At 39.8% G+C, this 21,430-nt stretch carries 22 protein-coding genes and 1 riboswitch; of the genes, 6 read left to right on the top strand and 16 right to left on the bottom strand.

Annotation, left to right across the window (positions count from 1 at the left end):
* Window positions 1–8: 8 nt before the first annotated feature.
* Window positions 9–488, bottom strand: coding sequence for a PaaI family thioesterase (locus CSV77_RS05195; RefSeq protein ID WP_099672548.1), 480 nt, complete (start codon window positions 486–488; stop codon window positions 9–11).
* Window positions 489–655: 167 nt separating this feature from the next.
* On the opposite strand from CSV77_RS05195, the gene CSV77_RS05200 reads away from it, so the two are divergent.
* Both CSV77_RS05200 and pepF read left to right on the top strand, forming a co-directional pair.
* Entirely contained in the window at window positions 656–1,108 is a 453-nt protein-coding gene (locus CSV77_RS05200; protein WP_099636865.1) for a hypothetical protein, read from the top strand.
* Window positions 1,109–1,188: 80 nt separating this feature from the next.
* Window positions 1,189–3,000: an oligoendopeptidase F gene (pepF, locus tag CSV77_RS05205; RefSeq protein ID WP_199203709.1), complete on the top strand. Its 1,812-nt coding sequence runs from the start codon at window positions 1,189–1,191 to the stop codon at window positions 2,998–3,000.
* 53 nt (window positions 3,001–3,053) lie between these two features.
* Here pepF and CSV77_RS05210 read toward each other — a convergent pair whose 3' ends face one another.
* The 4 genes from CSV77_RS05210 to CSV77_RS05225 form a co-directional block, all read right to left on the bottom strand.
* Complete coding sequence (locus CSV77_RS05210) at window positions 3,054–4,079, bottom strand: LLM class flavin-dependent oxidoreductase (protein WP_099672549.1); 1,026 nt, start codon at window positions 4,077–4,079, stop codon at window positions 3,054–3,056.
* The gene (locus CSV77_RS05215) at window positions 4,076–4,435 is read right to left on the bottom strand and encodes a winged helix-turn-helix transcriptional regulator (protein ID WP_099672550.1); all 360 of its coding nucleotides are present in this window, start codon (window positions 4,433–4,435) and stop codon (window positions 4,076–4,078) included. Before CSV77_RS05215 ends, CSV77_RS05210 begins: the two co-directional genes overlap by 4 nt.
* Before the next feature lie 153 nt (window positions 4,436–4,588).
* Window positions 4,589–5,416, bottom strand: coding sequence for a bifunctional hydroxymethylpyrimidine kinase/phosphomethylpyrimidine kinase (gene thiD, locus CSV77_RS05220; protein WP_099672551.1), 828 nt, complete (start codon window positions 5,414–5,416; stop codon window positions 4,589–4,591).
* A gap of 186 nt (window positions 5,417–5,602) precedes the next feature.
* A complete protein-coding gene (locus CSV77_RS05225) occupies window positions 5,603–6,949 on the bottom strand; it encodes a dihydrolipoyl dehydrogenase family protein (RefSeq protein ID WP_099672552.1) in 1,347 nt (448 codons plus the stop codon).
* A gap of 143 nt (window positions 6,950–7,092) precedes the next feature.
* Between CSV77_RS05225 and CSV77_RS05230 the strand changes: the two genes are divergently transcribed.
* Window positions 7,093–7,608 (top strand): cupin domain-containing protein, encoded by a 516-nt coding sequence (locus CSV77_RS05230; RefSeq protein ID WP_099672553.1) that lies wholly within the window; start codon window positions 7,093–7,095, stop codon window positions 7,606–7,608.
* 374 nt (window positions 7,609–7,982) lie between these two features.
* Here CSV77_RS05230 and CSV77_RS05235 read toward each other — a convergent pair whose 3' ends face one another.
* The 7 genes from CSV77_RS05235 to CSV77_RS05265 form a co-directional block, all read right to left on the bottom strand.
* Entirely contained in the window at window positions 7,983–8,363 is a 381-nt protein-coding gene (locus tag CSV77_RS05235) for a DUF3887 domain-containing protein (protein WP_099672554.1), read from the bottom strand.
* Window positions 8,299–8,955 carry a class I SAM-dependent methyltransferase gene (locus CSV77_RS05240; protein ID WP_099672555.1) on the bottom strand — a complete coding sequence of 219 codons (657 nt, stop codon included), beginning with the start codon at window positions 8,953–8,955 and terminating at the stop codon, window positions 8,299–8,301. The genes CSV77_RS05235 and CSV77_RS05240 overlap by 65 nt, the downstream gene beginning before the upstream one ends.
* Before the next feature lie 268 nt (window positions 8,956–9,223).
* Complete coding sequence (locus CSV77_RS05245) at window positions 9,224–9,550, bottom strand: monothiol bacilliredoxin BrxC family protein (protein WP_099631480.1); 327 nt, start codon at window positions 9,548–9,550, stop codon at window positions 9,224–9,226.
* Between the two features lie 164 nt (window positions 9,551–9,714).
* Entirely contained in the window at window positions 9,715–9,936 is a 222-nt protein-coding gene (locus tag CSV77_RS05250) for a small, acid-soluble spore protein tlp (RefSeq protein ID WP_099631479.1), read from the bottom strand.
* Window positions 9,937–10,021: 85 nt separating this feature from the next.
* Window positions 10,022–12,034: an acyltransferase family protein gene (locus CSV77_RS05255; RefSeq protein ID WP_099672556.1), complete on the bottom strand. Its 2,013-nt coding sequence runs from the start codon at window positions 12,032–12,034 to the stop codon at window positions 10,022–10,024.
* 242 nt (window positions 12,035–12,276) lie between these two features.
* Window positions 12,277–15,456: a hypothetical protein gene (locus CSV77_RS05260; protein WP_099672557.1), complete on the bottom strand. Its 3,180-nt coding sequence runs from the start codon at window positions 15,454–15,456 to the stop codon at window positions 12,277–12,279.
* 425 nt (window positions 15,457–15,881) lie between these two features.
* A complete protein-coding gene (locus tag CSV77_RS05265) occupies window positions 15,882–16,409 on the bottom strand; it encodes a D-glycero-alpha-D-manno-heptose-1,7-bisphosphate 7-phosphatase (RefSeq protein ID WP_099672558.1) in 528 nt (175 codons plus the stop codon).
* Between the two features lie 94 nt (window positions 16,410–16,503).
* Between CSV77_RS05265 and CSV77_RS17310 the strand changes: the two genes are divergently transcribed.
* Window positions 16,504–16,821 (top strand): MFS transporter, encoded by a 318-nt coding sequence (locus tag CSV77_RS17310; protein ID WP_144034658.1) that lies wholly within the window; start codon window positions 16,504–16,506, stop codon window positions 16,819–16,821.
* Window positions 16,822–17,216: 395 nt separating this feature from the next.
* Here the strand turns inward: CSV77_RS17310 and CSV77_RS05280 are convergent, their stop codons facing one another.
* The 3 genes from CSV77_RS05280 to CSV77_RS05290 form a co-directional block, all read right to left on the bottom strand.
* Window positions 17,217–17,732 carry a QueT transporter family protein gene (locus CSV77_RS05280; protein WP_099631474.1) on the bottom strand — a complete coding sequence of 172 codons (516 nt, stop codon included), beginning with the start codon at window positions 17,730–17,732 and terminating at the stop codon, window positions 17,217–17,219.
* A 154-nt stretch (window positions 17,733–17,886) separates the two neighbouring features.
* Window positions 17,887–18,642 carry a 3-oxoacyl-ACP reductase gene (locus CSV77_RS05285; protein ID WP_099672560.1) on the bottom strand — a complete coding sequence of 252 codons (756 nt, stop codon included), beginning with the start codon at window positions 18,640–18,642 and terminating at the stop codon, window positions 17,887–17,889.
* A gap of 55 nt (window positions 18,643–18,697) precedes the next feature.
* On the bottom strand, window positions 18,698–18,919 hold the full coding sequence (locus CSV77_RS05290; RefSeq protein ID WP_099672561.1) for a DUF2829 domain-containing protein: 222 nt from the start codon (window positions 18,917–18,919) through the stop codon (window positions 18,698–18,700).
* A 191-nt stretch (window positions 18,920–19,110) separates the two neighbouring features.
* Window positions 19,111–19,210: riboswitch (purine riboswitch) on the top strand.
* Between the two features lie 51 nt (window positions 19,211–19,261).
* On the opposite strand from CSV77_RS05290, the gene CSV77_RS05295 reads away from it, so the two are divergent.
* Together CSV77_RS05295 and CSV77_RS05300 are read left to right on the top strand one after the other, a co-directional pair.
* Window positions 19,262–20,425, top strand: a complete 1,164-nt coding sequence (locus CSV77_RS05295) for an MFS transporter (RefSeq protein ID WP_099631471.1) — start codon at window positions 19,262–19,264, stop codon at window positions 20,423–20,425.
* A gap of 64 nt (window positions 20,426–20,489) precedes the next feature.
* Window positions 20,490–20,807 carry a DUF3784 domain-containing protein gene (locus tag CSV77_RS05300; RefSeq protein ID WP_233189595.1) on the top strand — a complete coding sequence of 106 codons (318 nt, stop codon included), beginning with the start codon at window positions 20,490–20,492 and terminating at the stop codon, window positions 20,805–20,807.
* Window positions 20,808–20,822: 15 nt separating this feature from the next.
* Here CSV77_RS05300 and CSV77_RS05305 read toward each other — a convergent pair whose 3' ends face one another.
* Window positions 20,823–21,347 carry a hypothetical protein gene (locus tag CSV77_RS05305; RefSeq protein ID WP_233212174.1) on the bottom strand — a complete coding sequence of 175 codons (525 nt, stop codon included), beginning with the start codon at window positions 21,345–21,347 and terminating at the stop codon, window positions 20,823–20,825.
* Window positions 21,348–21,430 lie beyond the last annotated feature (83 nt).

Genomic DNA, 21,430 nt, shown 5'->3' on the forward strand with positions numbered 1-21,430 from the left:
TGTCTATTTTACTTGGTGAATGTAGTAGGCATTACAACTCCAATCACTTCCCCAGAAGCGCATAATTCATCCTCAGCGTAAATTTCTATAGCTACTTTCCACTTCTTCGGATGAATTTCCGTAACGTTTCCAATCGCTTTCAATACTTTTCCTTGAGGAGTCGGTTTACTGTAGGTAATCTGCAAGGAAGCTGTCACAAAACGCGGCGGTACAGTCCCGTCACTAGGTTCATGACCGTTCTTTCGATGTAGGGCAAGTGCACAAGATCCTGTGCCGTGGCAATCCATAAATGAAGCAAGAAATCCACCATACACAAATCCCGGAATTGCCGTATATTTTTCAGGTGGTAATGAATACGTAACGGTTTGCTCTCCTTCCCAACCAGTTCGGAAATGGTTCCCTTCCTCGTTGAGCCGTCCGCAACCATAACACCATGAAAAGTCATCCGCATAATTATCCTGAATAGCATGTGTCACATGTTCTTTCATATTGATCGCCTCCCTTTCAGATGAATACCCTCTATTATACATTCTGAATATTAAAATATCGACCTAAAACAAAATATCGTTTAGAGTATGGACAGTTATATGCGTATCTTCTGGATTACATTCATATACTAGTGAGAAACGATACTTTATGGAAGGAGGGGGATCGTATGAAGATACGTGGAGTTATCTTAGCATTATTAGTGGCTGGAGGATTTTATGTCATGATTCAGTCAATCGACGAAGCTGCCTCCCATCCCTTTGAGCGATTGCAAGAACAACAACTGAACGGTTTATCTCCCTATTCATTCATTACTTTTCGGCAACCTGGTCTGCAAAACCAGCAAGCCGTTACGTGGCGAGTAGATCAAGGTGAAGAAGTTGACCGCCTACTTCAATTTCTCCAAACATATGATTATGAGCGGATAGATCCGGATACATTACAATTGTTTGATGACCAACCGCTCTTCACAATCGATCTACACGATGAAGAAGGAAATCGTATGACTATATTGATTGAGGAAGGGATATTAATCCACAATGACCGTCTGTATTATAAGGTTGTCAATGGCCCCTTACAGGTTGATTGGCTAACGGAATTTATACTTTCCAATAAACCATAATTTTGTACTGTGAACATTCATTGTATTATACTGGTAGTTAATTCGACAACCGAATAATCGATTAGAAGGAGAGATTCACATTGGTGAAAAGCTTACCTAAACGTGCACAAGTTAACGAACAAGAAACCTGGAATTTACAAACCTTATTTGAAAATGAACAGGACTACGAGAACGCAGTAAAAGATACTGAAACGGAAGCAACTGCTTTTCTGAAAAACTATAAAGGTACGATCATAGATTCAACTTCAGCTATTCAAGCGTTGGATGCCTATCGTAGATTACAAGAGAAACTGGTCAAGATCGCTAGTTATGCTGAGCTGACGGCAAGTGTTGATTTAACAAATGATGCTGCCCAAATGAGAGAGAGCAGATTTGGTTCAATCGCTGCCAAAATCGGTAGTCAAACTTCTTTCATGATGAGTGAATTGACTGCGCTTTCCGAGGAGACTTTACAACAAGCATGTAAACAGTCTCGGGAGTATGCAACTGTATTCGATAAAATCATTCGGGAAAAACCGCATCAATTACATCCTGAAGTAGAGAAGACACTCGCTGCATTCTCTGCTTCTTTCCAAGCACCCTATTCGATGTATAATACAACGAAAATGGCAGATATCGACTTCCCTGACTTCACTACAGATGGAAAAACCTATCCACTGAGCTATGTTTCATTTGAAGGTAAATGGGAGTCTGAACCAAAAACATCGGTAAGACGTGCAGCGTTTAAAACATTCAGCGATACGTTGCGCAAATATCAACACACAACAGCCAAAACATATGACATGCATATACAAATGGAGAAAACGATCTCTGACTTACGTGGGTATGACTCCGTTATTGACTATTTATTGATGGAACAAGATGTAGATCGTTCTATGTACAATCGCCAAATCGATGTGATTATGGAAGAACTCGCACCACATATGCGAAAGTACGCAAAACTTCTTCAGAAAATATATAGTCTCGACGAAATAACGTTTGCGGACTTAAAAATGCCAATCGATCCGTTATATGAGCCTTCCATTACAGTGGAGGAGTCAAAGAAATATATGAATGATGCGCTTGCTGTTATGGGCGATCACTATCTTGACATGGTGAACCGTGCCTATTCGGAACGCTGGATTGATTTTGCTCAAAATGAAGGTAAATCAACAGGTGCATTTTGTGCAAGTCCTTATGGTCAAGGCTCATTTATCTTGATTTCTTGGACAGGTAGCATGGAAGATGTCTTTGTCTTAGCGCATGAATTAGGTCATGCCGGACATTTCAACTATGCACATGAGGCGCAAAACCTGTTCAATTCGGAATCGTCACTGTACTTCATTGAAGCGCCTTCTACGATGAATGAGATGCTGATGGCCAATCACTTATTGAAAAATTCCGCTGACCCGAAATTCAAGAGATGGGTATTATCTTCCATCGTCGCACGAACATATTACCATAACTTCGTGACGCATTTACTTGAAGCGGCGTTCCAGCGCAAAGTGTATGAACGAGTGGATGCAGGTGGCCATGTCAATGCGACTATTTTAAACGATTTGAAGCGCGGTGTACTCGAAGAATTCTGGGGCGATAGCGTGAAGATGAATGATGGTGCAGAATTGACATGGATGCGTCAACCACACTATTACATGGGCTTATATCCATACACATATAGTGCTGGATTGACAATTTCTACTGAAATGGCAAAACGCGTATTGAAGGAAGGAGAACCAGCTGTTGAAGATTGGCTCAATACTCTTCGCGCAGGTGGTTCAAAAAAACCAGCCGATCTCGCGAAAATGGCAGGAATCGATATCACAACAGACAAACCGTTGCGCGATACGATCTCCTATATCGGTGAGTTAATCGATGAAATTGAAAGACTGACTGAAGAGATTGACACACAGTAAGAACAAAAAACATCCGCCAAGCAGTTTTTCCTGCAAGGCGGATGCTTTTTCTTTTACTTCATTATTTCACTTAGGATTTCATATGAACGAAGTCGCTCTTCATGATTAAAGATTCCTGAACTGATGATCAGCTCATCTGCTTTCGTCATTTCCACGAACTCTTCTAGCTCCCGTTTCACGGTTTCCGGACTTCCAATGATGACAGACGGTGCTTGGCTTTGCTGTGCAACCGCTTCTTGCTCAAATGGTGACCATGCCGCATGAATATCTTCAATTGGAGGAGTAAATTGCGTCATCTTACCTTGTCGGATATTTAGAAACTGCTGCTGCATGGATGTAGCCAAGTATTGTGCCTTTTCATCCGTATCCGCTGCAATTAAATTAACTCCCATCATTACATAGGGCTTCTGAAGATCTTTCGACGGTCGGAAATTTTGATGATAAATTTGCAGAGCCTGCATCATAAACTGCGGTGCAAAGTGACTGGCGAACGAAAACGGTAAGCCGAGTTCCGCAGATAACTGCGCACTAAAGCCGCTTGAACCAAGCAACCAAATCGGAACGTCCTGTCCTGCTCCAGGAAATGCTCGAACACGATCAGTCGGATTGCCCGCAAAATACATACGTAATTCTTCTAGTTGTTGTGGGAAATCTTCTCCACCGCTTTGTAATGTCCGGCGAAGTGCATACGCTGTCGCCTGGTCACTTCCAGGTGCACGGCCTAGCCCTAAGTCAATACGACCTGGATACATAGCATCGAGTGTACCGAACTGTTCCGCAATAACTAGCGGTGCGTGGTTTGGCAACATGACACCGCCAGAGCCCACTCGAATATCTTTCGTCATCTGCGCTACATGTCCAATGATGATAGATGTCGCGGAACTCGCAACACCGGGCATATTATGATGCTCCGCCAGCCAGTAGCGATTGAATCCCCAATCTTCTGCATGCTGTGCAAGATCTACACTATTCTTAAATGACTGACCCGCATGACTTCCTTCATTGATCATTGCTAAGTCTAATATCGATAACGGAATTCCGCTAAAATGTTTCGCCTGTTCTCTTATCAATGCATTCACTCCTCATAACAACAACCATTTTTCTTTACCCACTCAAAAATGGCCTGAATAATATCTTCCAATTCTTTCCCTTTCGGCGTAAGTTCATACTCGACTTTTCTGACCTTTGGATCGGACTGTTTTTTAATGACCAAGCCATGCGCTTCTAAATCGCGCAATCTCTCCGTTAAAAGACGATCTGATATCCCTTCGATCTCCGTCGATAATTCAAAGAACCTCTTCGGTCCGTCCAATAAATGATAAATGATGATTCCCATCCAACGCTTACCGATAAACTCGATCGTGTTGTGGAAACTATCGCAACTTTTTTGACCTTTAGGATTTACTGATTGAACAAACTCTTCATTTTTCTTCATTAGCAAAACCCCAATCCTCTACTTTTTTTACTTTATCATACCTAAGTTTGATAAACAAGCTTACTAATAGTAACCTCATAAAGAACTCACTTTTAGTAGGTTACGCAAAAGAGGATGTCTTAGGAGTGTTACTCCTTCTAAGACATCTTTTCTTCATGCTTGCTCAATAGTTACTTTACAGCTCACTTCATCGTACTTACCATACGCCGCGTGATAGATTGGCCCCACACCTTGTTTGAAGGTCAATGAACGTCGAATGCCTGCTGTGATGAACTTCTTAGCTTCCACCACGGCATCTTGTACCGTTTGTCCTTTTGCCAAGCCTGCCGCGATAGCAGCAGAGTAACTACAACCCGCACCATTCGTATTCAACGTGTCCATTCTGGGAGCTTCAAGTAGATAAAACTGTTTACCATCATACAGCACATCTACTGCCGGCCCTTCCAATCTTCCACCTTTCACTAATACGAACTTCGGTCCAAATTCAAACAAACGACGTGCAGCTTCCTTTAAATCCCCTACAGATCTCAAGTCCATACCGCCCAATAAGTAAGAAGCTTCAGGCATATTCGGCGTAATGACTGTCGCAAGAGGAATCAATTGCTTTTGCATCGCCTCCATTGCATCGTCTTTCAATAACGCAGAGCCCATCTTTCCGATCATCACGGGATCTACTACAATATTTTGAACGTCAGACTGCTGAATCCATTTCGTTACGTTGACAATAATTTCTTTTGTAAACAACATGCCAGTCTTCATGGCATCGATACCGATATCTTCTTCTATCGTCACCAATTGCGCTTCAATCGCTTCCCAAGGCTGAGGGTATATACCTTGTCCAGTACGTGGATTTCTTGCAACAATCGCTGTGACCGCTGTGGTGCCAAACACATCAAATTCTTGGAATGTTTTCAAATCTGCTTGGATTCCTGCTCCCCCACGTGCTGCGGAACCGGCGATAGTTAATGCTCGCTTGATCATCGTCTCTTTTCCTCCTATTTACTATGTACTTCATCGGATTATTTACACTATAACAGCCTCATTCTTCAGGTTAACGTAGCGAGGTTTGAAGAGTCAATTTCATCGTACTGTACAGAATACTTTCCTTTTTACTAGTAACTAAAAACCCTCTATCCACTTACAGGATAGAGAGTTGCAATGATTTTTTTACACCATATAAGAAATATCGGAAGCTATCGTTGGATACGCGAATGGCATTTTCTTTAATTCTGTAAGAGGAATTTGGAATCGAATAGCCATCGCAAATAGATTAATCAGTTCATCGGCTCCACTACCCAAGAAATGAGCACCAAGTACGACGTCTTTCTCTTGGTCGATAATTACTTTAAATGCAGCGGCCCCTTCATTTGTCTGTTTATATGTGAACCACTCGGTGATATCTTGTGATTTTACATATATTTTTAAACCGGAGTTTTTTGCCTCTTGTTCGCTCATTCCAACGGATGATAATTTAGGAACGGTGTATACAACGGAGGGAATGACTGGATAATCTGCCGTTTTGTTATTCCCTTTTAGAAGATTAGAAGCGACAACATGTGATTCAGTTGTTGCGACGGGTGTCAATGGAGGCGCGTCACTTGAAGCGACATCTCCAGCTGCATATACATGTGGATTACTTACGCTTTGCATGTATTCATTGACACATACGCCTTGCTTATCACGCTGTACATTTCCTTTTTCTAAATCAATATCCAATGCCGGTGTGCGTCCTGCTCCATGTACAACGAGATCCGCTTTCCATTCTACTTGGCGATCCTCTTGTTCCCCTTTGACCACAAATGAATGGCCACATTTTTCAATTCCATTTACTGGTGTGTTCAAATGCACATGAACACCCATTTCTTCCGTACGTTTAATCAGCATTTTCACTAAATCTTGATCAAAATTCTTTAGGGCGTTTTCACTTCTATGCAAAATATGCACTTCTGAGCCCACCCTCGCGGCAAGATGCGCAAATTCGAAGGAAATAAATCCGCCACCTATAAAGATAATCTTTTTAGGTAGTGACTTCAATTCCATGAAGTCATCACTCTGCGTCAAATATTCCTCACCTTCAATACCCATTTTTATAGGTTCTGCACCTGAAGCAATTAAAATATATTTCCCTTTCAATACTTCCGAGCAGACTTTCAATTCGTTTTCACTTTGGAAGACTGCCTTGCCATGATACATATCAATTCCTAATTTCTCATATTTCTCTTCGGTATCTTCAGGTATCGACTGAGTAAATGTGCGTTTGAATTCCATTAATGTAGGCCAATCGATTTTGCTGTCTCCTTCAATTCCTTTTCCACGCATCCGTTCATTCCAATCAATCAGTTCAGCAGCCTCTACCAATACTTTCTTCGGATCGCACCCCCGTTGAGAACATGTCCCACCCAATGGTCGATCATCGATAATTGCGACGCTCCAGCCTTCTTTCCTACATTTTGTTGCTGTAATGGAACCTGCACTGCCTGTTCCAATCACAAGCAAATCATATTCTTTGACCATACTTTATCTCCCCCACCTATTCTTGCTCATTCTATAATCAATTACCCTTTATTGACCTTTATCACACTTGGAAACCAGTATACAATTCAATTCACGTTACGTTCCTACGTACATACTATATAACAGCAAACAGGAAAGGTCGGATGAAAATGATTTCAAATAATCCCGATTACGCAGCGGATTTGAATATTAGTCCCTTTTTTAAGAAAAATGAAAAGAACTTTATTAATATTCTAAGCAGTAAGCAACTAAACACATTGGATGATTTGTCGATGTTGGATATCTTCCTCAGTAAAGATCATATCATTGAACCTCATTATCATCCAAATGCTTCCGAGCTGACCTACTGCGTTTCAGGCTCTGCTACTATTTCTATTATGAATATTGACACGAAAATTTTTCAACATTATATGATTACAGCAGGTCAAGTCGTTAATATTCCTCAAGGATGGTGGCATTACCAAATTGCACATACCGATGATACACATCTGCAAGGTATATTTAACGCAAATACTCCAGAGGTCGTCTTAGGTTCCGATATTCTGACTGCTACACCAACTGACGTTTTTGCCTACTCTTATGGAATAAATGAACAACAATGGGCAACCGCTGTGAATGATATTTCCCCTACGCAATTAATAGGCCCACCAACAGAGTAAGCATTTACAAAAGCGACGGTAGCATTGCGTCACCTATCCCTTCATCATTCCACTGGTTCTTTCCAAGTAGACATACCTTCTGAAACATTGATCACTTTGTACCTTTCTTCATACAAAACCCGCATCTTTTGTTGCTTCTTTTAACTGATCCGTATAAGAAAGTAATGCAGATCTTTCTCATTTTCTAGCTCATTAATCTCCATCTCTTTTAACCAGACAATCACTAGACGTTTTAAGTTATTCTATGCATATTGCAAAGCTTATTGATAAATATCAATAGAATTCATAATTTACACCCTTCATCCTTGGCAACATGAAAGAGAAAAACCCTAACTAGAAGTGACCCACTTCCGTTAGAGCTTCAATTATTGTACTTATTTCACGAAAAATCCTGCGACTCGTTGCTGTTCATCCAATGTAATAGTGTATACTCTATTGTCCTCTTTGTATTTCGCAGCAATTGTTGCAACAAAGTATTGCTCTTTTTTGGTAACAGACTCTTTTTCAAAAGTGACGAATTCGCCGGATTCCTTTACAATATCGGCTACTTCTTGTAATTGCTCTACAGATAACGCATCTTTCATCGTTGCGTCGAACATTGTACGCATTTCATCAAATTTCTCTTCGTTGAATAGCGTGATCGCCTCTTTCGATTTCTTAATATACTCTTTGGCGGCAGATTCATCGACCTTATTTTTCCCACATGCAGCGAGTAGGAAAACCGTTGCCAAGGCTAGTATAACTAGTTTTTTCATGCTCTAACTTCCTTCCATTGATAGATAAAAACAAGCCTCCATAGAGTGATTCAATCTCTTCTACGCATATACCTGAATCGATGATTAGTGAAAGAGTGTTCCGGTTTAATTGGCAGCCATCGCAAACCTTTTCCCATAACGGATTTACTAGATCTTGTACTTTAGCAAAGCCCGGCTGCTCGAGTTTGACATGTTCAAAAAATAATAGAGTCGCATCCGGCTTGCTAATACGTTGAATTTCTTTTAATGCGCGTAGAGGATTAGGTATTGTACAAAATACTAAAGTCGAGATTACCGTGTCAAATGTATGATCGGCAAATGGTAATGATTCTGCACTTGCCTCATATAAAGTAATGGGAACATGTGCATTCCGTCCTCTTCTCGTAGCTCTGCGACTTATCTCCGGATTCGGTTCGATTGCTGTTACATGTTTTGCCTGCCGATAATATGGAAAATTGATACCAGTACCTGAGCCGATCTCTAATACATTTCCTTGTGCATTACGGATTAATTCTGTGCGAACCTTTTTAAATCGAGTTACTTCTAGAGGCTTCATGGCTATGTCATATATTCTCGGGAACACATTTCCCATTTTAGAAACTCCCTTTACTATTTTCTATTACTAACTATTCCATTACAGTAATCTGAATACCTGTGATATATAGCAGTCCTATATATCACAGGTATGTTCATCATACAGCTAGCACTCGGTCTGTCGATGTTCTTGTTCAAATTTGTGTGTGGGGTGGCGGCAGTGCATTTGCGATTTCCATTCTACTATTTATCGTCCATGTATATAAAAATGTTCATGCACCTTTCCATACGTCCTAGGAAAGACTCATCCAAAATTCTTCCGTATCTCAGACATACTCTTGTATTGCATCCAATACTATCTGTTCTTTGATTTGATAATGAGTGGCTTGCCAAATAGCTCGCTGATCTTTTAAAATCAATAGTTGTGGAATTTCGTGAGGAACACCTAGATCTGATTCAATAGCCGTTGAAAGCTTTTTACTCACCTGTGTAATAACGATGTAAATAGGCAATTCCGTACGAAGTCCATCCAATTCTTTTTTAGCTGCCAAACTACTAATAGATGTCATGCTCGATTTAAACAACAGAAATGGTTGCTCATCTGACTTTTCAAGTAATTCCCGCCACTCGTCGATCTTTTTTATTCGTTTCATTTTATATTCTCTCCTTGTATACAAAAATCTTGAAATATATTAGATCCTTCTATTCTATACAGCGTACTGAACTGATTCCTCTTTTTTGCTTATATATCCCTCATTCAACAGCAAAAACCCTCACTTCTATAAGTGAGGGCCAACCTTTTTTCGTAGCAAATTATTTATAAATAACCATTGATCCGTGACTTGTCTTCTTCAATAATTTCTTCTTTTAAATCCTCGATACTTTCTGCCCTACGTTCATTTTTCTTCTTAATCTGTTCGAACTCCTTGCCCTCCGCAAACTTCATCGCATCTTCTGCTGCCTCCATATTACTGATTGTCTTCTTCAGTCGTACTTTGTTATCAGCAGAATCATTCGGTTTCGGATAGTTTTTCGCCATCATATACACTCCTTTTTGAAGTTTTCTTTCTATATGATAGCTTTCCCGTATCTAAATGAACTATACAACGTTCAAGTCAAACCAATCACTCATCATTGCGTATGTTTTTACCTAAGCTATCAAATGCTTGCTGCAACGGTACTTTTAATGCGGGTGCTAACGTTTTTGCATATTGTGCAGTAATATGGTTATCATCCCGATAGACAATGATATTCCCGATAACAGGATAACAAGTTGTCTCATCACAAAATGAGTCTGTTAAGTCTGCAAAAAACACATTCGATGGAATTCCTTCTGTCACTTTCCACGGAGTTTCCTTTGCAATAGCTTGATCTCTTGGTACTGAACAGTCCAATGGATCCTCTGACTGTTCAAGGCAGACTGGAATAATTTCTTGCATACGTGGATTATCCCGTATCGCAAAAATGGTAGTAATGCCTTCAAGCTTTTTCCACTGATTAATAAATCCTCGAGGTACTTTTGGATGTTTATTCACTGTCGCTGTTGTGAAAACCAAATCAGGTGGATCTTCTAGTAACGTATCAATTAAATTGCTATTCCATGGAATACAAGCTTTCGTTAAGTGTCCTTTAGGATCTTCGTCAGTAAATCGGCAACCATCATGACTATATAAATCGATTTTAAAATTCATTTCTTCCGCCAATTCTATTAAAGCCGGGAACCAATGACCTGAATGCGAACCACCAACGAGCGCTAACGTGAAGTCAAAGTCCTTCAATACACCATAAGAACATTTTCTAACTTCAGTTAGGTTTGCTGACTGGCATTCCAAATCATTGTAAAATGCCGGAAGATCTGTTTTGATTTCTGAAGGTGCTGGGATCAGGTCTGTATAAGAGACGGTTTTCATATCATACTCTTCTGATTGAGCACCAGGGTACTCTTGTACATCGACAATATTCGAACTAGCGGTTGCCACTTCAATATAAGCCGAAATAGAAAATATTGAACTACATGCAAGTACTAACATAGAAGACAATACGACAAGTAGTTTCACTTTCTTATGATTTCGATCTATTTTTTGAACAGGTTTTTCTAATAACTTAGTAGAAATTATGGATAACACAAAGGTCGCCATCAATAGTAAAATCCCATCTTCTATAGGCACGGTTTCTGTTTTCATATAAGATCGATAGAAAATCAGCAACGGCCAATGCCATAAATACACACCATATGTAAGACTACCGAGATAGATCAGAGGCTTTGTCGCTAAAAATCGATTGACACCATATATCGTTATACTTTCAGAGGCGATTAATATAAGTATTACTCCGCTAATAGGAATCAAAGCCAAATATCCAGGAAACACAGTAGATACTGGGAACAAAAATCCAGTAAATCCAATAATCGCAAGGCCTAGCCACCCTAAAATCACACTCCATCTTTTATTGAAAAACAGGTATGGCGATAGTAAAGCAAAAATTCCACCGATACTAAATTCCCATATCCTCGTGAATGTATTGAAGTATGCAAAAGGCTGGTTGACATCTGTTTGATAGACGGAAAAAGCAAGTGAACCTATACATACTATGATAAGCGAACCGAGTAAGGTCTTATATACAGGTGTTTTCAAAAGCTTTCGTGCAATATAATAAATAGATGCTAGCAAAATAGGCCAGATGAGATAAAATTGACCTTGCACACTGAGTGACCAAAAATGTTGAAACGGACTAGGTAAATTATCTTGCGCCAAATAGTCGATAGAATCTAATGCTAACCGCCAGTTTTCAAAATAAAACGTGGAAGCTATCATATGCCTGATGATTTCTCCCCATTCGAACTTCGGCAAAAGAATCACTGCAAAAATTCCTGTGAATATTAACACTACTGTAGCTTGAGGTAATAGCCTTCTCGTTAAACTCAGAAAATATTCGACAAAATTCACTGATCCCGTTCGTTCTATTCGCGTGATGATGGATAACGTCATCAAATAGCCTGAAATAACGAAGAACACATCGATTCCACCAGACACCCTACCAAACCATATATGATAAATGGCGATCAATAACGTTGCGACCGTCCGTACCCCTTCTATTTCGGGTCTAAATCTTTTAGTAGGTAACTTTAGATCCGACATAATTTCCTCCATTAATATGCTGTTTTAATTTTAAATGCATTCCATACTATATCATAAAACTATGGAAACGTTCATTTATTTTCAGTTCATATTATGTAATTTTGATAAGTAATAAAGCAAGGTTAGTTAAAGAACTATTTCATGTAAAATACCCCAATCCTTCTACTAATCTACCCTGCTTATACGAGAAAAAACAGAAGTCTCCATAAAGACTTCTGCCCTTTCATTATATGGAACTACATTCACTCCGCTGTAAATGCATCTTGCAAATAATTATAAGATTTCTTCAATCGTTCTTCATACATCGGAACTTGCCAATTATCCCATGTATAACTTTTCATTGAATCCAACTTCATGTCATGAAGCGCAGGAAATGACTCTAGTACTTTGCCATCTTTTGAGGTTAATACCGCTCCAATAAATAGTTCCTCAATGTGAATGCTTGTTTTGGTACCATCCGCCAACAAATTCTCGATAAACTCTTTTGTACTTGGATCTTTTGCCTGTAACAACATCCATGGAATACGTAGCTCCAGCATGCCATCACGCATATGATAATCTGCTAACGAGTCATAATCAGTCGCATCGGGGTCTCCATTTCCTTCCCGAAGTTTTCCCGTTTCATAAAAGCTGAAAGGGATCGTGCGCTTTTCATTTGCAACAAAATAATCTTTATTTAACGCATACTGCATAGGAATCAATTGATTCGTTCGATTTTTCATTTCTTTTTTCGGAATATATCCTACATCTTTACCGTAATCATGGTGGAACAGATCATAATGAGGATCAATCAACATTCGTGATTTGGAACCGTTAATTTTAGCAATGAACTCCAGTTCATTAGTAAATTGTATACCCTCTATTCTACTAGCGCGTGTAATTCCACGTCCTGGTATCGTGTCAAAGAGAATATTTACGACGTCCGTTGCACCTATTTGGGATTCATCATAATCTATCCGAATGTACAAAAAGGTTTCGTCATGATCTACATACATTTTCTCAAGCGTACCTTGCTTGTTCTTGTACATCGGTTCTCCTGTCCATTCCTCTTCATGTCCCGCAACTTTTATTTTTAATGGATCAAAGCTAAGCAGACCGAATTTTTGTTCATTTGTCTGTGTGTTAGACCAGTAAGGACGACGATCTGGATTATCATATTCTGCTGTGTTCCACGTTCGTTTAAACCATTCATCTTGCCATGAAAATACTAGTCCACCCATTAAATTCTCATGCAATATATCTTCATATAAATGTGTCAATGTTTCGCCTTGCTGGTCTTCTGATATAAAACCTTGGTTCCAGCCAAATGGATTTTCATGTGCTTTTCCTCTCGAAGCAGGAATCCCAAATTCTGAAATCAGAATCGGTATTCGATGCGCTTCATGTAAATCTTTTAAATAGGCAGCGTAGTTATTCTTCTGACCTCTGAAATCAATAAACTCACGATACTTTTTCTCGTAATTCAAAAAATCCGGATAATATGGATATACATGATAGGATGCAAATTGACCAGCCTTCTCCATCTCGCCTTTCGTGTAGAGTAGATTTGGATTAACGGATACGAGATCTTCCTGACTAGATGAATCAGACGGATGTGTCAACATATCCGTTGTAACCCAGTTGACGAAGCTCATCGGTCGAATTTGCTGGTAGTTACTCACCTCATGTGAGACTAGGATATCCATTTGCTCAGCCAGCCAATATTCAAATGCAGCAGCACCTTTTGTTTCAAAATACTTTCCGCTATATTCTCCTAAATCAGGATGTAATTTATTCGTGTTTTCTACCATGAATGGATACCATTCGATTCCAATCATCCATGCTGTGACCCATTGGGAAATATCCGCATCGTACACACCAGATGCATGACCAGGACGTGGCGGTACAGTAACATTTCCGTGAATGACATCGACAAGTTGGACCATTTCTTCTTGGAAGTCTTTCAAATTCTCTTTTTCAAAAGCATCCAAGGACTCTTCCAGTTTTTCTTCATTAATCCATACACCATGCATGACATATATAGGTGTATCGTGTACATCGTTATACGCTTTTAATGCGTGATAAAAGTCAGGTGGATGAAGAGTGTAGACGCGTATAGTATTGGCGTTCATCTCGCCAATGGCTTCGAACCATCTGTAATATTCTTCTTCTGTGATGGCAGCTTCTCCAGGAAATGCTCCCGGTTTTCCCATTCCAATATTTACGCCTTTCACAATCATCGGAGTCCACTTTCCTTCTGAAAGAACCTCCAAATACTTTCCATTCATTCGTGATGTCATCTGTACTCCGTCATGCTTCGATTCTTTAACATCCTTTGCCTCCACCTGACCGAACTTAGCTAGGGACCCTTGCATCATAGGTACATAAGCTGACCAGAAGAATGTTTTCTCAGGGGATCTTTGAATCGTTGCATAGATTTTTGCTATTCCTTTTACTTGATATATAGAAGGGACATTTTCCACACTGCTGAAATCGCCAGAAAAATACATGCTCTCCGAAACACCGGATGTGTGACGAATCACTGCATCGAATTGAGTAGGGATTCCTTTTTCATCTAACAGTTTTTTTCCTTTTCCAGTAAGATTCCACTCATACACCGCTAATGATTCGCCTTGCTCCGCTGTAACGATATCGAACCAGGAATGAAAGCGATGCGAACCCGTGACGTTTAATCGTTCCGTACCGATGTCCGTAAATGTTAGCTGAATACCTTCATTTGAAAATTCTTCATTTTTTTTCAATGCAAGAACTTCACCTGTAATATCATTCAGTAACAGAAAACCAGGTCCACTATATGTCCACTCTGCTAATTGTTCGGAAAGAGTGCTTTGCAAATCTGCATTTTTTTGTGGATCAAGTTCTTCCATATAACGACCTTTCCAACCAGAAAACTTTAATCCCATTCGATCTTCAACATGTGTACGTACTTTTTCTGAAGTAGGGGCAGAAAACGAATTATACTCCGCTATAAACAACGAAGGCTTTTTTGAATTAAGTCTTTTCACTATTCGTTGCCATTCTACTTCTTGTAGTCCGCCATGATCATCCTCGTAGGCTGCAAGCACAGGATCTTTCGTTTCTACTGTACGTTCATCGATACTGTCTGTATTTGCCAAGTAAATGATATCTTTTTCCATATAATCTTGTGGTAGTGGATTCAACTCTGAAATACCCTTTCCTTCTACTGCTGTGAATCCGCCATAATAGTCCCGCGCAGGATCAAATGGTTTGTTATGCGAAGCTTTTACTCTTGCATAATTCAATACCCAACTAACCCCAAGATGTTTTGTATGTAAATTTTCTACTGCTGATTTATCTATAATGGCTACTTTCATCGGTTGATTGTCTTTCAAAAACCATAATCCTACAGGTACAATGAGTAAAAATATCAAAATCATCACAATCACTATTAACCTCTTCATACGCAGCCCCCGTCCACTAGTACACATGTATTCTATTGTCTCTAAAGTAGTTCTAATCAATTATGTGCTTTGTACAAAAACAAGAGTAATTAGCACCACCTTTTTATCATTTTCAGCAATTATAGCATATTATAATACTTTATCACTAGCACTTTTCAATAGAGTGGTCATAACAAATGCTTGAACGCTGACACAGAATTTATCTATGCTGATGTGTGAAGAAGTCAATGATGCAAGAAAATGAAGTGCCCCAAATGTCTATATCTTTGGGGCATTTACTACTAGTATCAGGAGTTAGTGCAATCAAAGTCAGTTGGATCTTGAAGTGATTGGGTAGATTATACTGGGATTCATCACTCTACCAATTGACTGAATAAACATGTGAAGCGGGATCTACTAGTGATGAAGTATCCCCCCTTTACTATTCACTTTTCCATATCGTCGATGATCCAAGGAACCGCATGAAGCAGATCGGGATATACTGCATCGGCTAGTGGATCTGTTGTGCCTAGGAAGACGGTTTTAGTACCTGCTCTCTTTCCCGCAATAATGTCTGTATCTGTATCGCCTATCATATATGACGCGGACAAGTTTACGTCATATTTCATTGCAAGATTTTCTATTAGTTTACTGTGCGGCTTGCGGCAATCACAACCAGACTTCGGCTTATGCGGACAATAAGCGACTTCGTCAACTACCGCACCTTCCTTTGCAAGCTCTGCTATCATATGATCATGAATGGATTTCAATGTAGATTCTTTCATGTAACCAAGACCGACACCGCCTTGATTCGTTACAACGAATATATAATCGAACCATTGATTCAATTGTTTAATCGCCTCCGCTACTCCCGGCAAAAAATATAATTGGCTAGGTTCATTCACAAATTTCACTCGATTCGTTAACACTTCATTAATCACACCATCTCGATCTAGAAATACAGCTTTTTTCATGTTGGCCTTCCCCCTTAAGAAATGGTCGTATTACCTTCATATTGTCCCCATTACATGTTTTTAAACGTAGTGTGACTGGCTCCATGCAAATATTTTGATTTCATTAATTGTCGGAGCAATTTCACTTACATATTTAGCTATATTGAACACCGTAAGAATGTTGGGCATTGCGATGATTATGATGCCTTCCACTACACTAGGTCTAAATCAGCTACCGAATCATTTGATTTCTCATGGTACAGCAATAGATAATACATTCCAACAAATTTCAGGATCTCTTGGAACTGCCGCACTTGTTACAGTCATGATCACATACGATCTAGATAACGGAACAGCTGCTGGACAAATCCATGGCGTTAACACGGCTTTCCTTGTTTCAGGTTGTATATCTATTGTTGGCACTTTTGATTAAGAATCCACAACAACAGAATAGGAAAGCATCAGAATAATTATATGAAAAGGATGTCTCAAAAAGTGGAATTGCTTCTCGGGACATCCTTTTTTATCTAGTTCTAGATCTAGATTACAACTTAACACTTGCGTTTTTTATCTAATTGAATGTATAGCCGATTAAACATTTTATAAAGTTTATTATACATCTGTACTAGACGAGGTGATGAGTTACGCGATTAAAAATCGAGTAAAAGAATTGCGTGCACGAAAGGATATAACACAAGGAACACTTGCAGGACAAGTAGGAGTCACACGACTAACGATTGTGGCATTAGAAAAAGGTAGTTATATTAAGCATATTTTGAGGAAGATAGAAAAAGAGCATATTCACAGAATCTGCGAATATGCTCTCTTTTATTTGGACAAATCTATTTTTTTATTCAACGTATATATAATAACTCCGCCAATTGTCATAGATAATAACTCACCGATTCCCGCTGTCAGCCAAGTAGCCCAAAATGGGAAACCAAGCAAAATCGTCAATTGAGCAGCAATTGCGCACATAGACAATGCAAACACAATAGCAGTGATCACCATTTTGACGATATCATTTTTAATTTTCTTTGTCAGCGCACGACATATTAATAATGCGATTAACGTAGCCATAGAGCCAATCGGCACATCCAATATCCAAGTGGGTGACATAAAGTTTGCGAACATGACACCTAGCGTGACACCGATCACGTATCGTTTATTATACAAAGCCAGGTAATTGAACATCTCCGACAAACGTAGTTGGATTGCGCCAAAACTGATAACTGCAAATACGAACGTCACCGCCACATACAAAGCTGCAACGAGAGCTGTTTTTGTCAGTTCATTCACCGTACTCTTACTCTTAGGTGAATCTTTTACATAAGACATACTCATTTTATTTTCTCCTTTATGAAATAGCCTAGTTGCTATTCCAGTAATAACTACGACCAAAGGAAGAAAGAGCCTATCGCTCGATCAAAAGTGTCGCAGTGCAAACAGAATTTGCTTGCTTCGGTATTATACCAGAGTTCCCTATAATACAAAAGCTTTATTTTGCTGTCCATCCTCCATCAATCGGAACAACCGTCCCATGAATATAATCAGCCGCTGAACTAGATAAGTATAAAGTTAAGCTCGCGACTTCACTCGGCTGTGCCCAGCGCCCCGCAGGTGTTTCTTCTGCTACCCACTTTGCCATTTTACCGTCTCCTGCGAAATCCGCTTGGTTCATCGGCGTCTGAATGGCGCCCGGTGCAATCGCGTTCGCACGAATTCCCTCACGGCAGTAATCCATGTCCAATTGCTTTGTATAACCGATAATGGCATGTTTTGATGCCGTATAGGCTGCCCCGCCACCACCGGCTACAAGACCTGCAATGGATGCCATATTGACAATGATACCTGACTTGCGCGCGATCATATGTGGCAATATTTCATTCGTCATAAAATATGTACCTTTAATATTCGTATCCATGATTTTATCCCATAATGCTTCGTCAGTATCCAAAGTTTTCGCAAAACCGTCCAGTACACCTGCTGTGTTTAATAAAATGTCTATTTTACCAAATACTTTACATGCTTCCTTCACCACATGTGCTACATCATTCTTTACACTGACACTGCCAATCGTATAGGCAAACTGTAACGGATACTCTTGTTGTAATTTCGAGAGACCCCCTTCATTTATATCAAACGCAAAGACATTTGCTCCATTCTCTAAAAATGCTTTGGCTTGTGCTTGACCAATACCTGAAGCTGCACCAGTCACTAGAACTGTCTTCTCTGTAAATTCTTCAAATTTCATAATATCCTCCTATGTAAAAAAGCCCATGATGGCTCATGGGCTTCGATTCATTGTATTATTCTACGATTACCCAATCTTCCGCAAGCAAGTCACAAACAGTTGGTGTGAACATGGTGTATCCTTCACCCGTTACGTCAATCACGAAATAAGGATTTAACTTCTTGCCGTCCTGTTCGCTCTCTCCTACTAGTTTCACATATAACTCCGCTCCATCCCAGTTGCTACGGATTACTTTCTCTCCAGCTTTCAAACGTGGCAATATTTCTTCAAATGTCATGTATATCCATCCTTTATCACTGTAATAATTCGGACAAGTTTATCGGGAAAAGTATACTTGATTATAATCATTTTTACAACTTGAGACCATTGCAACCATCCAATTGAGCAGTATGAATGTACCTTTTACTTTAGATTACTAACTGTCTAACTTGCCATATCTCACATTCCATGATAAATTGAACAATAGAAAATTTCATTACGGAATCAACATGTATAACCTCGATAATATGGTTCGAGGGTCTCTACCAGGAACCGTTAAATCCTGATTACAAAATCATTTTTGTAATCGGGATTTTTCTATTCAAAAAACTGTGTAGAGACACTAGTAGGAGGAATTGTTTTGGATTTACGTGTTTTATTATTGGCAGTGTCCGCTATTACTGTTGGGCTAGTAGAATTGGTGGTCGGTGGGATTTTGCCCGTCATTGCTGATGATTTAAATGTTTCAATTGCAACAGCAGGACAACTAATTACAGTATTCGCTCTCGTGTACGCGGTAGCAGGACCTGTGTTATTGTCACTAACCGCGAAGGTAGAACGCAAGAAATTATATTTACTCACGCTTTTTGTATTTTTATTAGGAAACATTCTGACATATTTTAGTCCAACATTCGGTTTAATGATGGCAGCCCGTGTTTTGACAGCTGCAAGTGCGGCACTCGTCATTGTGCTGTCGCTAACGATTACAGCACGTATGGTGGAGCCTAGAGTCCGAGCAAAGTCACTTGGCTATATTTATATGGGAATCAGTTCTTCACTTGTGCTCGGTGTACCGATTGGGATTGTTATAACAAATGCTTTTGGGTGGCGAACTGTATTCCTAGGCATTTCACTTTTGACAGTCGGTTCAATTGTATTGATTTCCAAGTTTCTAGAGAAGATTCCTACTGGCGAAGTACAGCCGCTTTCCGTTCAAATTAAAGCATTGGCGAATAAAAAGATTTTCTTTGCTCATATGGCAACGATGTTCATGCTCGCAGGTCATTACACCGTGTATGCATATTTTACACCGTTCCTAGAGACCACGATGCAATTGAGTCCATATTGGATTAGTGTATTCTACTTCTTATTTGGACTAGCGGCTGTAGCAGGTGGAGCATTTGGCGGTGGACTGGCAACCCGTCTTGGTTCCAAGAAAAGTATTTTACTCATTCTTGGTGCATTTGCGATTAGTTTATTCGTCCTGCCTTACTCTACATTCTCGATTCCACTATTCATCATCTTCATGATGGTTTGGGGCGGATTGAGCTGGGCGTTGGCACCAGCACAACAAGATTACATTATTCAAAGTGATCCGGTTACTTCTGATGTACACCAGAGTTTCAATAACTCGGCCTTGCAAGTCGGAATCGCGCTTGGTTCTGGTGTCGGTGGCATCGTGTACAGCCAGACGGGCACGGTGACGAATATGCCCGCTGTTGGTGGCGTACTTGTCATCATCGCATTCATCTGTGCAGCTATCTCGTTATCGATGACTAGAAAGACTCGTCAGGCTACCGGTTAATCAGGTAGAATAGAGTGAACTCGTTACAGAGTTCACTCTATTTTTTATGAAACGAGGGATGATTATGGTCGGCTTGCTACTGGATATCGTCATTCTACTTGCATTTATTGTGTACGGTATCGCACTTTGGCAAGGGAAAGGTGCATCTTTGCTTTCAGGTTACAATACGATGCCCATGGAGAAAAAGATGCAGATCAATGAACGTGCGTTATGCAAATTCATGGCGAAGATTATGTTCTCTTTAAGTTTTTGTGTCGGATTGTTCGCAGTTAGTGAACTGCTGAAGAATGATATATATTTCATAGTGGGGCTATCACTTTTCGTGGCAGTACTCGGCTTTGCATTGATTTATGTGAACACTGGAAATCGATTTAAAAAATAAAATGAAGCGCTTCTTCTAACGTTTTGACACCTCACCAATTTGCTCCATCATGTCCAGTACACTTTTTAGGAATGCGTCGATTTCACCCATATGTTCTTCAGTTAATTTTGGTTTGAAATGAATATTGATCCGGTTCATGAACCCTGGTTCTGTTTGTTCATGGCGGAAGCTGAGCGTTTGTGTGTAACTGACATCGTTTTCCCATATGGTACGAAGAATACACGCAATCTCTTCACATTCTTTATCTACATCTTGTATACATGTGCGGACGAGCAATGTAAGCAGGCAGCCTGGATCCGTGCCTTTAATTTCAAGTATTTCATCCGCCAAATCCTTGAGTGAGGAATGTAACGTAAGATCGACGAGGACAGTCGGAAAGCCAACTTTTGAAAAACGAATGGTACACTCCCTAGCCATCATCGCTAAATCCAATTGATCACTACGATGTAAAATATGGACTGCTTGTTCCAAGTTGTCCAAGTCATACAGATGATTCTCAAATGCAACTTTTAAGTTTTCAAATACGGTTGGATCGTACATGTCATGGCCTCCTAATTTCTCGTATGTATAGGTTGAAACGATTTAGCCACTATAGATGTAAACTAGGAAAGGAAGGTATGTAA

It is taken from the genome of Sporosarcina sp. P16b (assembly GCF_002743065.1).
Classification (GTDB): domain Bacteria; phylum Bacillota; class Bacilli; order Bacillales_A; family Planococcaceae; genus Sporosarcina.

Excerpts from the sequence above, each read along its gene's own strand:
- CSV77_RS05260 (WP_099672557.1), bottom strand. The coding sequence starts at position 15,456 with ATGAAGAGGTTAATAGTGATTGTGATGATTTTGATATTTTTACTCATT.
- CSV77_RS05300 (WP_233189595.1), top strand. The coding sequence starts at position 20,490 with ATGGTCGGCTTGCTACTGGATATCGTCATTCTACTTGCATTTATTGTG.
- CSV77_RS05195 (WP_099672548.1), bottom strand. The coding sequence starts at position 488 with ATGAAAGAACATGTGACACATGCTATTCAGGATAATTATGCGGATGAC.
- CSV77_RS05305 (WP_233212174.1), bottom strand. The coding sequence starts at position 21,347 with ATGTACGATCCAACCGTATTTGAAAACTTAAAAGTTGCATTTGAGAAT.
- CSV77_RS05280 (WP_099631474.1), bottom strand. The coding sequence starts at position 17,732 with ATGAGTATGTCTTATGTAAAAGATTCACCTAAGAGTAAGAGTACGGTG.
- CSV77_RS05245 (WP_099631480.1), bottom strand. The coding sequence starts at position 9,550 with ATGAAACGAATAAAAAAGATCGACGAGTGGCGGGAATTACTTGAAAAG.
- CSV77_RS05265 (WP_099672558.1), bottom strand. The coding sequence starts at position 16,409 with ATGAAAAAAGCTGTATTTCTAGATCGAGATGGTGTGATTAATGAAGTG.
- CSV77_RS05290 (WP_099672561.1), bottom strand. The coding sequence starts at position 18,919 with ATGACATTTGAAGAAATATTGCCACGTTTGAAAGCTGGAGAGAAAGTA.
- CSV77_RS05215 (WP_099672550.1), bottom strand. The coding sequence starts at position 4,435 with ATGAAGAAAAATGAAGAGTTTGTTCAATCAGTAAATCCTAAAGGTCAA.
- CSV77_RS05240 (WP_099672555.1), bottom strand. The coding sequence starts at position 8,955 with ATGGGAAATGTGTTCCCGAGAATATATGACATAGCCATGAAGCCTCTA.
- thiD (WP_099672551.1), bottom strand. The coding sequence starts at position 5,416 with ATGATCAAGCGAGCATTAACTATCGCCGGTTCCGCAGCACGTGGGGGA.
- CSV77_RS05255 (WP_099672556.1), bottom strand. The coding sequence starts at position 12,034 with ATGTCGGATCTAAAGTTACCTACTAAAAGATTTAGACCCGAAATAGAA.
- CSV77_RS05235 (WP_099672554.1), bottom strand. The coding sequence starts at position 8,363 with ATGAAAAAACTAGTTATACTAGCCTTGGCAACGGTTTTCCTACTCGCT.
- CSV77_RS05250 (WP_099631479.1), bottom strand. The coding sequence starts at position 9,936 with ATGGCGAAAAACTATCCGAAACCGAATGATTCTGCTGATAACAAAGTA.
- CSV77_RS05225 (WP_099672552.1), bottom strand. The coding sequence starts at position 6,949 with ATGGTCAAAGAATATGATTTGCTTGTGATTGGAACAGGCAGTGCAGGT.
- CSV77_RS05200 (WP_099636865.1), top strand. The coding sequence starts at position 656 with ATGAAGATACGTGGAGTTATCTTAGCATTATTAGTGGCTGGAGGATTT.
- CSV77_RS05285 (WP_099672560.1), bottom strand. The coding sequence starts at position 18,642 with ATGAAATTTGAAGAATTTACAGAGAAGACAGTTCTAGTGACTGGTGCA.
- CSV77_RS05230 (WP_099672553.1), top strand. The coding sequence starts at position 7,093 with ATGAAAATGATTTCAAATAATCCCGATTACGCAGCGGATTTGAATATT.